This window comes from Roseibium sp. (assembly GCF_039982295.1).
In the GTDB taxonomy this organism is placed as follows: domain Bacteria; phylum Pseudomonadota; class Alphaproteobacteria; order Rhizobiales; family Stappiaceae; genus Roseibium.
Map to the genome: position 1 here is coordinate 1 of NZ_JBDWYP010000090.1, position 14954 is coordinate 14954.

General features: G+C 57.6%; 9 protein-coding genes and 1 pseudogene. 3 read left to right on the forward strand and 7 right to left on the reverse strand.

Annotation, left to right across the window (positions count from 1 at the left end):
• Positions 1-788 precede the first annotated feature (788 nt).
• Positions 789-2720, forward strand: a complete 1932-nt coding sequence (locus ABJZ52_RS19025) for a M23 family metallopeptidase (RefSeq protein WP_348192209.1) — start codon at positions 789-791, stop codon at positions 2718-2720.
• A 102-nt stretch (positions 2721-2822) separates the two neighbouring features.
• Here the strand turns inward: ABJZ52_RS19025 and clpB are convergent, their stop codons facing one another.
• The 6 genes from clpB to ABJZ52_RS19055 all read right to left on the reverse strand — a co-directional run bounded on the left by clpB (position 2823) and on the right by ABJZ52_RS19055 (position 12386).
• Positions 2823-5420, reverse strand: a complete 2598-nt coding sequence (gene clpB, locus ABJZ52_RS19030; protein WP_348192212.1) for an ATP-dependent chaperone ClpB — start codon at positions 5418-5420, stop codon at positions 2823-2825.
• A gap of 234 nt (positions 5421-5654) precedes the next feature.
• On the reverse strand, positions 5655-6428 hold the full coding sequence (locus ABJZ52_RS19035) for a DUF4167 domain-containing protein (protein ID WP_348192215.1): 774 nt from the start codon (positions 6426-6428) through the stop codon (positions 5655-5657).
• 387 nt (positions 6429-6815) lie between these two features.
• Entirely contained in the window at positions 6816-7676 is an 861-nt protein-coding gene (gene prmC, locus ABJZ52_RS19040; protein WP_348192217.1) for a peptide chain release factor N(5)-glutamine methyltransferase, read from the reverse strand.
• 1 nt (position 7677) lies between these two features.
• On the reverse strand, positions 7678-8751 hold the full coding sequence (gene prfA, locus ABJZ52_RS19045) for a peptide chain release factor 1 (RefSeq protein WP_348192220.1): 1074 nt from the start codon (positions 8749-8751) through the stop codon (positions 7678-7680).
• A gap of 45 nt (positions 8752-8796) precedes the next feature.
• Complete coding sequence (ptsP, locus tag ABJZ52_RS19050; RefSeq protein WP_348192223.1) at positions 8797-11064, reverse strand: phosphoenolpyruvate--protein phosphotransferase; 2268 nt, start codon at positions 11062-11064, stop codon at positions 8797-8799.
• Between the two features lie 71 nt (positions 11065-11135).
• A complete protein-coding gene (locus ABJZ52_RS19055) occupies positions 11136-12386 on the reverse strand; it encodes an aspartate kinase (RefSeq protein ID WP_348192226.1) in 1251 nt (416 codons plus the stop codon).
• Between the two features lie 186 nt (positions 12387-12572).
• Between ABJZ52_RS19055 and ubiG the strand changes: the two genes are divergently transcribed.
• Both ubiG and ABJZ52_RS19065 read left to right on the forward strand, forming a co-directional pair.
• Entirely contained in the window at positions 12573-13331 is a 759-nt protein-coding gene (ubiG, locus tag ABJZ52_RS19060) for a bifunctional 2-polyprenyl-6-hydroxyphenol methylase/3-demethylubiquinol 3-O-methyltransferase UbiG (protein ID WP_348192229.1), read from the forward strand.
• Between the two features lie 13 nt (positions 13332-13344).
• Positions 13345-14055 (forward strand): alpha/beta fold hydrolase, encoded by a 711-nt coding sequence (locus ABJZ52_RS19065; RefSeq protein WP_348192231.1) that lies wholly within the window; start codon positions 13345-13347, stop codon positions 14053-14055.
• A gap of 38 nt (positions 14056-14093) precedes the next feature.
• Here the strand turns inward: ABJZ52_RS19065 and ABJZ52_RS19070 are convergent.
• A pseudogene (locus ABJZ52_RS19070) lies at positions 14094-14816 on the reverse strand (poly-beta-hydroxybutyrate polymerase); the annotation flags it as partial.
• Positions 14817-14954: the final 138 nt, after the last annotated feature.

Sequence of the window (14954 nt, forward strand, 5' to 3'; positions counted from 1 at the left end):
GGCTTCCTTGTCTAAAAGATCAGCGTACCTGCGTAACTCTCACTTAAAACACCAAACTGCATAAGCAATCCAGCATCCGCAAGAACAACGCCGTCCACGCTTCCCTTCCTTCAATACAAATTGTCAAAGAACACTCGACCCTGAGGCGAGAAGGAAAACACAAGAGGTCACTCGCTTGAGTGCCCACCTCTATTTTTCCGGTAGAACCGTCGGCCGCTGGCGCCGTTTGTTGTCAGCGCCGCCGTCGATGGAGCGGGTTATACGCAGCCCCCCCAGACGAGTCAACAAGCATTGTCAAAAAAGATTCACACAGGCTGCGCAAGCGATAAATCCCTCGCATTTCTGCGCTTTTTGTCAGCTCGATGCACATGAAAACCATGCCCGAGAGGGTTGTTTACGCCCTAAAATCAGACTTTTCATGCGATCTGCCGACTTTTTGAGCGCGCCTCATTTCTACCCACTTCTTTTCAGCCCTTCAAAGACCGATTTAGCAGCCTCGTTCGCGACTTTTCCATGTGCCGAAAGAGAGCCTGAGCTTTCAGGGAAAGTCGCAGACGGATCAAAGGGAAACAGAACCCACGACTTGGCCATGCAAATAGGATTGAGATCAGACAAATCTCCGCCCCACTCTTGCCTGATTATCGCTGCAAAGAATTCCGGCTGCCCGGATGCTGCTTTGGTTTGACCTTTCCGATATAAACCGGCATTTTCGCGCCAGCAGAAGAAATGACCAATCAGGTAACGTCTATATGCACTTCGGGCCTTTTCATTCCTCCCAACAGATAACAGTGTCTCTCGGCGATGAGGATCCGCTGGTCGTGCAGGATGAAAGGAACGGGCTTCCTGATCGCAGACGTGTCTCCGTCAGGTGGCTGACCGGGACCGTATTGACCGGCATCACGTCGGTCGTACTCATGGGCGGCGCTCTTCTGGCAGCGCTCGATGGTCAATATAGTGTTTCCGCGGCCACCGGCCCGGCAAGCGATGCCCTGACGCTTGACGCCAATGCGGCACGGAGCAGCGGAGCCAAGGGCGACAAGATTTCCCGGCCTGCAGCCGAATATGCCAACAAGCAGATCATTCCGGTCAACGTCGTGACGAAGGTCGGCGACCGCGAACACATCAAGGTGCGGGATTACACGCTGGTGACCTCCAGCCTCGCGACCCGCAAGAACCAGAAGCTCACGCCCGAGATCCCGGCTTTCAACCCGCTCAACATGTTTTCGGATGTACAAAATGTGCCTGAGCGGCTGGTGCCCGACACGGTCTTTACCAACTCCATCTATGGGGCAAAGGTTGAGGGAGAGGTCAGTATTTCGCTCACCAGTTTTCCTTCTGACAGCCCCTTGATTGACCCGGTTCAAACGCCGTCGGAAGAAACAATCGAGCAAACAGTTCGGCAATCCGCCCGTTTCCTGGCAGTCAATACGGTTGAAACAGCTGCGAGAACCCTGGTCGACCCGGCCCGTTTTGATTTCAACCTCGCCCGTCAGTCCGAGTTTACCCGGCTCGCAGTCCGCATCACCCCGGAAAATGTTTCGTTCATTTCCAAACAGGACGACGAGGTTCGCTACACCGGCATGGACGAGAAGATCGTGCCGATCGCCGATCAGACGGATGTCATGGACGTCCTGCTCGACAACGACGCTGAACCGAGCGAAGCAGAACTCATTCGCAAGGCCTTTACCGATCACTATGGATTGCAGGCACTCCAGTCCGGCCACCGGCTTCGTATTGCATATGCACCGGCACCTGACGGATCCGGTCGCATGCGCCCGGAAAGGGTCAGCCTCTATTCCGACACCGTCCACCAGGCAACTGTCGCCCGCTCTGACACCGGCGCCTATGTGGCAGCCAAGGCACCGACCAACTTCCTTGCCGACGCCTTTGCAGAAGCGGACCGCATTTCCTATGGCGGCCAGACACCCGTTCTCTATGACAGCCTTTACCAGACCGCACTTGAACAGGAGATGTCCCCGCCGCTCATTGATGAGCTGATCAGGATCTTCTCCTTTGACGTGGACTTCAATGCGCGGGTCCAGCCAGGCGATGCTCTCGAAGTCTTTTATGCGGACAATGATGGCAGCACGGCCTCCGAGGTCCTGTTCGCCTCGTTGAACACCGGTTCAAGCACCCGGCGCTTCTACAGGTTCCGCACCCCGGATGATGGCGCGGTGGATTTCTATGATGCCAACGGTCAGAGCGCGAAGAAATTCCTCATGCGCAAGCCCGTCTCCGACGGCCGATTCAGGTCGGGCTTCGGCATGCGCCGCCACCCGATCCACAAGTACAGCAAAATGCACACCGGTGTTGATTGGGCCGCGCCGCGCGGCACGCCAATCATGGTGGCCGGCAACGGGACCATCATCAAGGCCGGCTGGAGCTCAGGCTACGGTCGCCGCATCGAAGTCCGTCATGCGAACGGATACATCACCACCTACAGCCACCTTTCCGCTTTCGCGAAGGGTATTCACGAAGGTGTCGCTGTTAAGCAAGGCAAGATCATTGGGTATATCGGGTCAACCGGCCTCTCGACCGGGCCTCACCTTCACTACGAGGTCATGGTCAACAAGCGCTATGTGGATCCAATGCGCATTCGCCTGCCGCGCGGCCGCGTTCTGGACGGAGACATGTTGGCAAAATTTGAAGCAGAACGGCTCCGGATCGACACACTGCTCGATCGCGCACGCCGACCGTCAAGGGTCGCATCCGCCCTGTAGGCGCAGTTGCCGGTGACCACACCTTTCGACACAGCAAAAAAGCCGACCACAAGGGTCGGCTTTTTCTTTGGTTCGATATCGTTCTGGCGTGTCAGGCTGCCGTCAAGCAGCTTCGGCAGCACCCTGACCAACCGAAAAGACCAGCTGGTCGCCGCCTGCAGAAACCTGAACGGCCTGACCGTCGACGACATCACCCGCAAGCAGTTTCTCGGCAAGCGGATCCTGCACTTCCTTCTGGATCACGCGCTTGAGCGGACGGGCACCATATGCAGGGTCGTAGCCCTTTTGCGCCAACCAGCCAATCGCACTGTCATCGAGCGAAAGCGAGATCTTGCGATCTGCCAGAAGCCCGCGAAGGCGTTCAAGCTGGATCGAAACGATATCCGACATCTGAGAGCGCTGCAGACGATGGAACAGCACGATTTCGTCGAGCCGGTTCAGGAACTCGGGACGGAAGTGTCCACGAACCGTTCCCATCACCTGATCGCGAACGACATCCGTATCCTCGCCCTCCGGCTGGTTGACCAGATACTCGGCGCCGAGATTCGAGGTCATGATGATCAGCGTGTTGCGGAAGTCCACGGTCCGGCCCTGGCCGTCCGTCAGACGACCATCGTCAAGCACCTGCAAGAGGACGTTGAAGACATCCCCATGAGCCTTCTCGATCTCGTCGAACAGAACAACCTGATAGGGCCGCCTGCGCACCGCTTCCGTAAGCGCTCCGCCTTCCTCATAGCCAACGTAGCCGGGAGGCGCACCGATCAGTCGGGCAACAGAGTGCTTTTCCATGAACTCGGACATGTCGATCCGAACCATCGCCGTATCGTCATCAAAGAGGAACCGCGCCAACGCTTTCGTCAGCTCGGTTTTGCCGACACCCGTTGGCCCAAGGAACATGAACGAGCCGATGGGCCGGTTCGGATCCTGCAGACCCGCACGAGCGCGGCGCACCGCCGTCGACACCGCATGGATCGCCTCAGCCTGACCAATGACGCGGCTTGCAAGCACATCTTCCATGCGCAGAAGCTTGTCCCGCTCACCCTCCAGCATTCGGTCAACCGGAATACCAGTCCATTTGGAGACAACCTGGGCGACATGAGATGATGTGACCGCTTCTTCAACCATCGCATCGGCGTCCTCGCTCGCAACAGCTTCTTCCAGCTGCCGCTCGAGCTCAGGGATCAGGCCGTAAGCAAGCTCGCCCGCCTTGGCGAGATCACCGCGACGCTGCGCAATTTCCAGATCGATACGGGCCTGATCAAGCTGTTCCTTGACCTTTTGTTCCAGGTTCAGCTTGTCCTTTTCTCCCTGCCAACGGCGGGTCAGAAGATCGGACTCTTCCTCTAGGTCTGACAGTTCCTTTTCCAACTTGCCAAGCCGGTCAAGAGCCGCCGGGTCGTCCTCTTTCTTCAAGGCTTCCCGCTCAATCTTGAGCTGAATGATCCGTCGATCGAGTTCGTCCAGTTCTTCAGGCTTGGAGTCCACCTGCATACGCAAGCGACTAGCGGCCTCATCCACAAGGTCGATCGCCTTGTCGGGCAGGAACCTGTCCGTGATATAGCGATTGGACATTGTTGCCGCAGACACAATCGCGGAATCAGTGATCCGCACCCCATGATGCAGCTCGTACTTTTCCTTGATCCCGCGAAGGATCGAGATCGTATCCTCGACAGTTGGTTCATTGACGAAGACAGGCTGAAAACGACGTGCGAGCGCCGCATCTTTTTCAACGTGCTTGCGGTACTCATCGAGCGTGGTGGCACCGACACAATGCAGCTCTCCGCGCGCCAGCGCAGGCTTCAGCAGGTTAGACGCATCCATGGCGCCTTCAGCCTTGCCTGCGCCCACGAGCGTGTGCATTTCATCGATGAACAGAACGATACCACCGGCGGCGGCCTCGACCTCCGACAGGATCGCCTTCAGGCGCTCCTCGAACTCGCCGCGATATTTCGCACCAGCAATCAGGGCTCCCATATCAAGGGCAAGGAGCTTCTTGTCTTTCAGGGACTCGGGCACATCGCCATTGACGATACGCAGGGCAAGACCCTCGGCGATCGCCGTCTTGCCGACGCCAGGTTCGCCGATCAGAACCGGGTTGTTCTTGGTCCGTCGTGACAGGACCTGAATCGTGCGCCGAATTTCCTCGTCACGCCCAATCACCGGATCGAGTTTGCCGTCACGTGCGACCTGCGTCAGATCCCGAGCGTATTTCTTCAGTGCATCGTACTGGCTTTCTGCAGTCGCGCTGTCTGCGGTGCGGCCTTGACGCAAGGCATTGATCGCCTCGTTCAGGCTATTCGCCGTGACGCCCGCTTTCGCAAAAAGCTTGCCGACGTCACCTTCCGCATCCATCAAGAGGGCGAGCAGAAGCCGCTCGACAGTTACAAAACTGTCACCCGCCTTTTCTGCAATTTTCTCAGCTTGCTCGAAGACACGCGCCGTCGCCTGGGAAAGGTACAGCTGACCATTGCCACCTGATACCTTCGGCATCTTGGCAAGCAGTCGCTCAATTTCCGACTTCGCGATTTTCGGATCACCATCGGCTTTTTCGATCAGACCGGCCGCCATCCCTTCTGTGTCATCCAAAAGGACTTTGACGATATGTTCCGGAGCAAACTGCTGATGCCCCTGTCCGAGAGCAAACGTCTGAGCTGATTGAACAAACCCACGCGCACGCTCTGTGTATTTTTCTACGTTCATTAGAACCTCCAGACCACCGCACCACCCGAAGCATGGCCGGCTTTTCGGATATCGGGCCCGATAAGTGAGCACCCGAGCGATCTCTTGGAGCATCGCTCACCCAATATAGTGTTGCATAATGACAACAAAAGAGGGGTGCTGAAAATTCCGGAAAAACACGCATCCTTCAAGAACGCAAAACGGCGCCACAAGGGCGCCGTTCACGAGATCAAAATGAGCTTGCGCGAGGCTGACTTACTCGCCCGCAGGCACAGCTTCCGCCTCTGAGGCTTCTTCTGTAACTTTCGGACGCCGTGTGCGCGGCGCACGACGCGGCTTTGGCTTCGGCGCCTCTTCCGCATCGGCCGCGGAAGCAACTGGCGCCTCCTCTGGGGACACAGGGGATGCTTCGGTCTCCGTATCGCTCGAAGTGCGTTTCACGCCACGGCCTCGGGTTCCCCGAACGCGGCGGCGAGGCTTCGCATCATCATCATCGCCTTCAGAAGAAGCTTCAACCGACTTGGCAGCGCCGTCATTCAGTTGTCCAGCTTCATCAATGACTGGCATGTTTTCGATGAACGGCTGAGGGCTGTCTTCTTCGACATACTCACCTGGCTGCTCTGTCTTGGCAGCGCGCTGATTGCGCTCCGGACGATCACCACGCTCTGGCCGCTCTGGCCGCTCTTGACGCTCCGGACGCTCGGAGCGCTCAGCACGATCCGGACGCTGCCGACGTTCGTTCTGGCCTTGTGCGTTCGCTTCCTGCTCGGCCTCATCCCCTTCGCCACGTCCGTTATGGGCCGCAGGCTGGCCTTGAGGCTGCGCAGCAGCAACGATGCGAAGATAATGCTCGGCATGCTGGAAATAATTCTCAGACATGATCCGATCGCCGGATGCCTGTGCATCACGAGCAAGCTGCTGGTACTTTTCTGCGACATGCAGAGCGGTACCACGAATTTTGACGTCCGGACCGTTCGATTCGTAGGTCCGGCTTAGCGGATTCGGTCCCTTGCGGGTTCGACCGCGCATGCGCTTGTTGCTTTGATTTCCTGGTCTCATCCTGCCGTTTTCTCTTAAGGAACGGCGACCAGCCAAAGCTGGCCCAACATCGGAATTGCCTAATACCGATACGAAATAGCTACCGAAACCAACCGTGAAGGTCAGCGGCTGTCATCTTGCAAAAGCCGTTACGAATTCCATCATGCCGACACGCGGCAGATGCAATCGCCAAATTCTGCGACAGTCCGAAAGTCCGGATGGTCCGTTAAACAACGATCTCCAAGCCGCGATATTTGCGTTTGGCCCCACGTTGCCGGATAGGCATGCCCCGCTAAACGCTGATCACGATACTCCGGTCTCGGCGAGGTGAAACTAACCGGTTATTCTTGGTTTTCCAAGCGCTTTTTCACAACAGCCTTAAAACGAACCCGTTTCACACCGCATTGCGAGAACAACACGGTCATTTCCGGCCAGATCCTGAATGATTTCAATATCAAGAAAGCCGTATCGCCGCAAAAGCTCACTGACCCCCTGCGCCTGATCAAAGCCTATTTCCAAACCGATTCGCCCACCGGGCGAAAGGCATTCGAGAGCCTGAGGCACAATTTCGCGATATGCATCCAGCCCATCAGTGCCACCATCAAGAGCACGTCCGGGATCATGCTCGCGGACTTCCCTCGAAAGCCCCTCAACGACCTTTGTCTGGATATAGGGCGGGTTGCTCAAGACCCAATCAACGCCCCCCCCAAGAGACGACGCATAGTCTGACCTGACAGGAAGCAGACGCTCCGCAACGCCGTGTCGTACCGCATTGCCCTTCGCGCACTCCAGCGCGCGTTCTGAAATGTCGATTGCTGCACAAACCGCATTGGGTAGCTCAGTCAGCAGGGCCACAGCGATTGCGCCAGTCCCTGTACCAATATCAGTCAGGACCAATGAGCTCTTGGAAGACACACGATCCAGAACGGCCTGAACAAGAGTTTCCGTATCGGGCCGAGGCTCCAGCGTTTCCTCATTCAGACGGAAGCCGAGCCCCCAGAATTCGCGTTCTCCAAGGATGCGCCCGACAGGCAAGCCAGTCAGTCGCTGATCCGCGTACTTCAGGGCAAGCAGCTGTTGTTCGTCTCCGACCTTGTCATCTTCCCGCAAGATCAGATCCGACGGCGATAATTCCAGAGCGGCAGCCATGAGAAGGCGAGCGTCCAGATCGGGTGTCTCGAGGTTAGCCTCCCGGAACCTATTCCGCACATCGCGGTAAAGGCCGCCGAAAGTCGTCATGTCAGACGCCTTCCGCCGCAAGAAGAGAAGCCTGGTGATCAAGCGTCAAGGCTTCAACAACTTCGCCAAGCGCCTCCCCGGCAATAATCTGGTCCAGCTTGTACAATGTCAGGCCAATCCGGTGATCGGTCACTCGCCCCTGCGGGAAGTTATAAGTCCGAATACGCTCAGACCTGTCACCCGATCCCACTTGCAACCGTCGTGCTTCCGTGCGCTCACTGGCCGCGCGTTCGCGCTCTTCATCGTAGATGCGCGCGCGCAGCAACTGCATGGCACGCGCCTTGTTCTTGTGCTGCGACCGCTCATCCTGCACCGCGACCACGATACCTGTCGGTATGTGGGTAATCCGAACGGCCGAGTCTGTGGTGTTCACATGCTGCCCACCAGCACCCGACGCACGGAAGGTATCGATGCGCAGATCGCTGTCCTGAACATCCACATCGACATCTTCAGCCTGCGGCAAGACCGCCACGGTTGCTGCTGACGTATGGATGCGCCCGCCTGATTCGGTCGCCGGCACCCTCTGCACACGATGCACACCGGATTCGAATTTCAATTTTGCGAAAACGTTCTCGCCAGAGATCGAGGCAATGATCTCCTTAAAGCCACCGACCTCACCCTCACTGGCGGAAAGTACTTCAACCTTCCACCCCTGGAGTTCGGCAAATCTCTGGTACATGCGAAACAAGTCTCCGGCAAAAAGAGACGCTTCATCACCGCCGGTTCCGGCACGGACCTCCAAAATGGCATCATTCGCATCAGCGTCATCTTTGGGAAGAAGTCCGATACGCACATCTTGTGTCAGCGTTTCAAGGCTCTCGGAGAGCTCTTCGCGTTCCGCTTCCGCCAGCTCACGCATGTCAGCATCCGTCGCCGGGTCGTTAAGAAGCGCATCCGCCTCTGCCAGATCGTCCTGCGCTTTCAAGAGAACACGAACCTTTGCGACCAGGGGTTCCAGCCCGGCATATTCGCGGGACAATTTCACATATGTCGCAGGATCCGGGTTTGCCGACATCCTGTGTTCGATCTCGGCAAAACGGTCGAGCAACGTATCGAGCTTGGCACGCGCCAGCATGAGCGCAGATCTCCTAAAAGGTCCCGAAGGAAAAAGGTTCAGTAGCTAGAGCGCCACGTCCATTTCGGACGCATACCGCTTGAGGAAGTCACGGATGTTGGCTTCCGGATGTCCAGGCTCAAGCCTCGGCAGCAATCTCGCCGACAAACGCCCGGCGTCAAGCGAGCGCAACATGGCCTTGATCGGCCCCAGCGAGGCAGGAGACATGGAAAGATCCCGATAGCCAAGACCAACGAGAGCCATGGCCTCGAGAGGGCGCCCCGCCAGCTCACCGCACAAGGTCACGGGAACATGTGCCGCATTGGCCTTGTCGATAATCTGTTTCAGAGCTCTCAGAAAACCGATGTTCAGCGTGTCAAACCGATCGGCAACACGCGTGTTGCCACGGTCGACCGCACAGAAGAATTGAAACAGATCGTTGGATCCGACAGAGACAAAGTCCACTTGCGCCAAAAGTTCATCAAGCTGGAAAAGCAGAGACGGCACCTCGACCATAACCCCCAGGCGGATTTTTTCCGGAACCGCATGATTGTGGCGACGCAGATGCTTGAGTTCCTTCTCCACAAGCTCGCGGGCCCGCACAAACTCACTGACATCTGCGACCATCGGAAACATCAGCTTCAGGTCCCGCCCTGCGGCAGCCTTCAGAAGTGCGCGAATCTGCGTTCGTAAAAGACCCGGCCTGTCCAGACCAAGTCGAAGCGCCCGCCAACCCATGGCCGGGTTCTCTTCCTGGATTGACCTCAGATAGGGAAGAACCTTGTCTCCACCGATATCGAGCGAACGAAAGGTCACCGGCTTGCCGTCGGCGGCATCCAAAACCTGCTCATACTGAGCCTGCTGCTCGCGCATGCGTGGAAACGAAGAGGCCACCATGAACTGCAGCTCAGTGCGGAAGAGCCCAACCCCGGCAGCGCCAGCCTCTGCCAAGTGGGGCAAGTCGACAAGCAAACCCGCATTCATCTGAAGCGAAAACTCGACACCATCCTTGGTGACAGAGGGCTTGTTGCGAAGGCGGCGGTACTGCGCCTGGCGCCGCGCCCGGAACCGGACCTTCTCTGCATAGGCGTTTTCAACGTCCTGGGCAGGTCGCAAGTGAACTTCGCCCGCATCACCGTCGACAATGATGCCGTCGCCTGCGTCTGCGAGGCTGACAATATCGTCGACCTGACCGACCATAGGAATGCCGAGTGCACGCCCCACGATGGTCACATGGCTGGTCGGTCCACCCTCTTCAAGCACCAGCGCTCGAATGCGGTCACGGCCGTAATCGAGCAGCTCGGCAGCACCCATGTTGCGCGCAACGATGATTGCATCTTGCGGCAGCTCGGCCAGTGTCGGTCCGTGCCCACGTCCCATGAGCTCCCGGATCAGCCTGTGCGCCAGGTCGTCGAGATCGTGCAGCCGCTCGCGCAAATAAGGGTCGGTCTGTCGCAGCATGCGAGCACGCATGTCGCTTTGAACCTTTTCAACCGCGGCTTCAGCGGTCAGGCCATTGCGGATGGCTTCTTCAATCTTCCGGATCCAGCCGCGATCATAGGCAAACATCCGATAGGCTTCGAGCACATCCCTATGCTCACCCATCGCCGCAATATCACCGCTGGCAAGCAGATCATCGATCGACAGGCGCAAACGGTTGATAGCGCCCTCAAGGCGTGTCTTCTCCGCGTCCGTGTCTTCCGAGATCAGGTTTGTAACGACAACCCGCGGCTCGTGCAGAACCACATGGCCCAGACCAACACCCTCCGCCAACGCCACACCACTGGCGTGGATCGGACGGGACATGTCGAGCCCGGTGTCTTTCTGGGCAATAGCCTCCAGCTCGCCAGCGGCGACCATTTCGGCAATCACCATCGCAGTTGTCTGAAGCGCCTCGACCTCATCTTCCAGATAAGTCCGATGGGACTGATTCTGGACAACCAGAACACCAAGCGTCCGGCCGGCGCGCAAGATCGGCACACCGAGGAAGGAGTTATAGGCTTCTTCGCCAGTCTCAGGCAGATAAGCAAAGCCCGGATGGGCACGCGCATTGGGAAGGTTCAGCGGCCGGGCTTCCGCAGCGATCAGGCCGACGAGCCCTTGCCCCACCCGCAGGGAGGCCTGGTGAACAGCTTCCCTGTTAAGACCTTCGGTTGCGTAAAGCTCCAGAACCCCGTCGGCTCTGAGAATATAAACGGAGCAGACCTCAGCGACCACATTGGACGCAATCAGTACCACAATCTTGTCGAGCCGTTCCTGCGCCTTGATCGGCTCCGCCATGACTTCGCGAAGCCGGCGGAGCAACAGGCGCGGACCCGCCAGGTTGCTGCGCATCGCTTACCCCATCATGTCCCGGACGCCCACCACAGGGTCCTCAGCGGGTCTGTTCGGGGCGAGTCGGAGTTCTATCCGTCCAACCCGTATAGCGAATGGAGAGTCCGCACTGCAAGTTCCGTATAGGCAGAATCGATCAGAACCGAAATCTTGATTTCCGAAGTCGTAATCGCGCGGATGTTGATACCCTTCTCCGCAAGACCGTGGAAACACTGGGCTGCGATACCTGCATGTGACCGCATTCCGATGCCGATCACCGAGACTTTGACCACATCCGTCGCACCTTCAAGATTTTGGAAACCGATGTCACCACGGTTATCCTCAAGAACCTTGATCGCGCGCTCATAGTCGGTTTCAGGCACTGTGAAGGTGATGTCAGTGGTTTTGCCGTCCGGCGAAATGTTCTGGACGATCATGTCCACATTGATGTTGGCATTCGCCAGAGGACCAAAAACGGACTGCGCGACACCTGGCTTGTCAGCCACATCGCGGATGGAGATCTGGGCTTCGTCTTTGGCAAATGCGATGCCGGTGACAACTTGCTGTTCCACGAGTTCGTCCTCGTCGCAGATAAGAGTTCCAATGGGAAGGTTGTCGTCGCCAACCTGCGGGGCATCCGGGTCGTCAAAGCTTGAACGGACAAATGTCCGTACGCCATGGACCATGGCCATCTCGACCGACCGTACCTGCAGTACTTTCGCTCCAAGGGAGGCCATTTCAAGCATTTCTTCAAAAGAAACACGGTCAAGACGACGTGCCTTCGGCACAATCCGTGGATCCGTCGTGTAAACGCCGTCTACATCCGTGTAGATATCGCAGCGGTCCGCCTTGATCGCAGCTGCAATGGCAACAGCGCTCGTATCCGAGCCGCCCCGGCCAAGTGTTGCGATGCGATTGTCCGGGGAAATACCCTGAAAACCAGCCATGACCGCCACTTGACCTTGCGACAGGCGTTCAATCAGCAGGCTGCCTTCGATTTCCTTGATGCGAGCGGCACCATGGTTCTCGTCTGTCTTGATCGGCACCTGCCAGCCTTGCCAAGACCGGGCATTGACGCCCATGTCCTGGAGGACGATGGCAAGCAAGCCGGAAGTGACCTGCTCCCCGGAAGCGACGACGGCGTCATACTCGCGCGCATCGTGCAGGGCAGAGGCCTCGCGGCAGAACTCCACAAGCTTGTTTGTTTGTCCGGCCATGGCAGACACGACGACCGCCACCTCATGCCCGGCTTCCACTTCACGTTTCACGTGGCGAGCCACATTCCGGATGCGGTCAAGGTCGGCTACCGAAGTACCGCCGAATTTCAAAACCAGTCGCGCCATTGCTGTCGTATTCTTTTCATCGAGTGACGAGGGCGCATGATGCGCCCGGCGGATCGGGCGCCATCCATACAGGCACAGCGCAATTGCCGCAACAGCGTCTCTTGACAAAAGAGTTCGGAGATTAAAGGACACTGGATCAAACAGGGAGCGTGCCTATATTCTCGACTCCCAATGAAAGGAACCGAAATGGCCGAGGCAAACAGCACCACGACTGGAACCGTCGACGACGCGGAAGTTGCCCGGTTCTCGGCAATGGCCGCCGAATGGTGGGACCCGACTGGCAAGTTCAAGCCGTTGCACAAGTTCAGCCCGGTACGGCTCTCCTATATCAAGGAGAAGGTCTGCGCCCGTTTTGATCGTGACCCGAATGCACCGGATGCGTTCAAGGGCCTCCGCTTTCTGGACATTGGTTGCGGTGGCGGGCTCCTGAGCGAACCCATGGCGCGCCTGGGCGCAGAAGTCGTCGGCGCGGATCCTTCGACAGTGAACATCGAAATTGCGAAACTGCACATGCAGAAGTCCGGTCTGGAGATCGATTACCGATCGGAAACCGCCGAGCAGCTGGCAGCGGCTGGTGAAACCTTCGACGTCGTGCTCAACATGGAAGTCGTCGAGCACGTGGCCGATGTTCCGCTTTTCCTCAGCGAGACCGCTCAGATGGTCCGACCGGGAGGGCTGATGTTCGTCGCCACGATCAACCGGACGCTCAAGGCTTACGCTCTGGCCATTGTCGGCGCGGAATATGTCTTGCGCTGGTTGCCGAAGGGGACCCACTCCTATGAAAAGCTCGTCAGGCCGGACGAAATCGAGGGACCGCTTGCCGCGGCGGGGATGCAGATTTCGGATCGTTGCGGTGTAAGCTTCAACCCGCTGACCGACACCTGGAACCAATCACGGGATATGGACGTCAACTACATGCTTCTCGCCGAACGGTCCGCCAACTAGGAGCAAGCGCTCCATGGAGCCGATTGTTTTCATCCCTGGCCTGCTGTGTACCGAAATCCTGTACGCACCGCAGATCGTCGCTTTTGCTGACCGACCGTTGCTGGTGGCTGATCACCGCCAGCACGACAGCATTGCCGCAATAGCTGCCAGCATTCTTGAGAACGCACCGGAGCGCTTCGCCCTGGCAGGGCTTTCCATGGGCGGTTACATTGCGATGGAAATCATGCGGGTGGCGCCTGAGCGCGTTTCGCGACTTGCGCTTCTGGACACCAATCCACGTCCGGACACGCCGGAACAGGTCAAGCGTCGTGAATTTCTGATCAAGCTGACGGAGAAAAAGGGCTTCACGAAGATACCGCATCTTCTCTATCCGGGCTTTGTGCATGCGGACCTCGAAAATGACGAGGCAATGAAGGCAACCGTCGTGGAGATGGCGAATGACACAGGGCACGAGGCGTTCATCCGCCAGATGAAAGCGGTCATTGGCCGGATCGATTCCCGTCCCAGCCTGCCGGAAATCACCTGTCCGACACTCGTGCTTGTCGGAGACGGCGACACACTGACGCCGCCCGATCTATCCCGTGAAATCCACGCCGGGATTCCAGGTAGCAGACTGGCGATCATCGAAGGCTGCGGTCACCTGGCAACGCTCGAAGCTCCCGACGCGGTTACGGCGGAGTTGAAACGCTGGATCGGCAGCACCTCGATGCATTCCCCACGCTGAGCCGCAAGAAAAGGCGGATCACTGTAAAGCCTGCCTCGTCAGGGCATCATCACGTAGCTGCCGGGGGCGGCACTTAGAACAGGGTATCCGGCAGCTTCATTGCCCATGGAAGGCAGTTCGGCTGGCTTGCCTGAGCGGACATCCAGCCAGTCGATCCAGGCTTCCCACCAGGAACCCTCGCTATATCTCGCAGTTTCCTGCCAGGTCTCCGGATCGACATACCCATCATGTTCCGGCATCGTCATGATCCGGTAATGACGATGCGGATGGCCAGGTTCGCTGACAATCCCGGCGTTGTGCCCGCCAGACGTCAGAACAAATGTGACCTGGCTATCTGCAAGATGCGCGATCTTGAAGACGGATTTCCAGGGCGCCACGTGGTCATGCTCAGTGCCAACCGCGAAAATCGGCAGCTGAATATCTTCCACTGAGACCGGAACGCCATCGACCTTCCACCGTCCCTCGGCAAAATCATTGTTGAGGAAAAGGCGCGTGAGATATTCTGAGTGCATCTTGTAGGGCATGCGTGTGCCATCTGCATTCCATGCCATCAAATCAAACATCGGTGCGCGCTCGCCGAGCAGATACTCCCGTACGGCTTTGGACCAGATCAGATCGTTGGAGCGCAGCAACTGGAAAGCCCCGGCCATCTGACGTGTATCGAGAAAGCCCTGCTCCCACATCATGTCTTCGAGAAAGGAAACCTCGCTCTCGTCAATAAAAAGCGTTAGTTCCCCTGCCTCAGTAAAATCCGTCTGAGAGCCTGACCGATAAATAATTTGAGTGATATCAGTTACTTGTGGTTCTGTCGATTTTGCGAAGAAAGACGGAGTTGCACATGTGGACCGATATCACCCGGCAGCAGCATGCCCGATCAGGGCTGCGCCTGCCAAGCGATT

Excerpts from the sequence above, each read along its gene's own strand:
- clpB (WP_348192212.1), bottom strand. The coding sequence starts at position 5,420 with ATGAACGTAGAAAAATACACAGAGCGTGCGCGTGGGTTTGTTCAATCA.
- ABJZ52_RS19035 (WP_348192215.1), bottom strand. The coding sequence starts at position 6,428 with ATGCGCGGTCGAACCCGCAAGGGACCGAATCCGCTAAGCCGGACCTAC.
- prmC (WP_348192217.1), bottom strand. The coding sequence starts at position 7,676 with ATGACGACTTTCGGCGGCCTTTACCGCGATGTGCGGAATAGGTTCCGG.
- prfA (WP_348192220.1), bottom strand. The coding sequence starts at position 8,751 with ATGCTGGCGCGTGCCAAGCTCGATACGTTGCTCGACCGTTTTGCCGAG.
- ptsP (WP_348192223.1), bottom strand. The coding sequence starts at position 11,064 with ATGCGCAGCAACCTGGCGGGTCCGCGCCTGTTGCTCCGCCGGCTTCGC.
- ABJZ52_RS19055 (WP_348192226.1), bottom strand. The coding sequence starts at position 12,386 with ATGGCGCGACTGGTTTTGAAATTCGGCGGTACTTCGGTAGCCGACCTT.
- ubiG (WP_348192229.1), top strand. The coding sequence starts at position 12,573 with ATGGCCGAGGCAAACAGCACCACGACTGGAACCGTCGACGACGCGGAA.
- ABJZ52_RS19065 (WP_348192231.1), top strand. The coding sequence starts at position 13,345 with ATGGAGCCGATTGTTTTCATCCCTGGCCTGCTGTGTACCGAAATCCTG.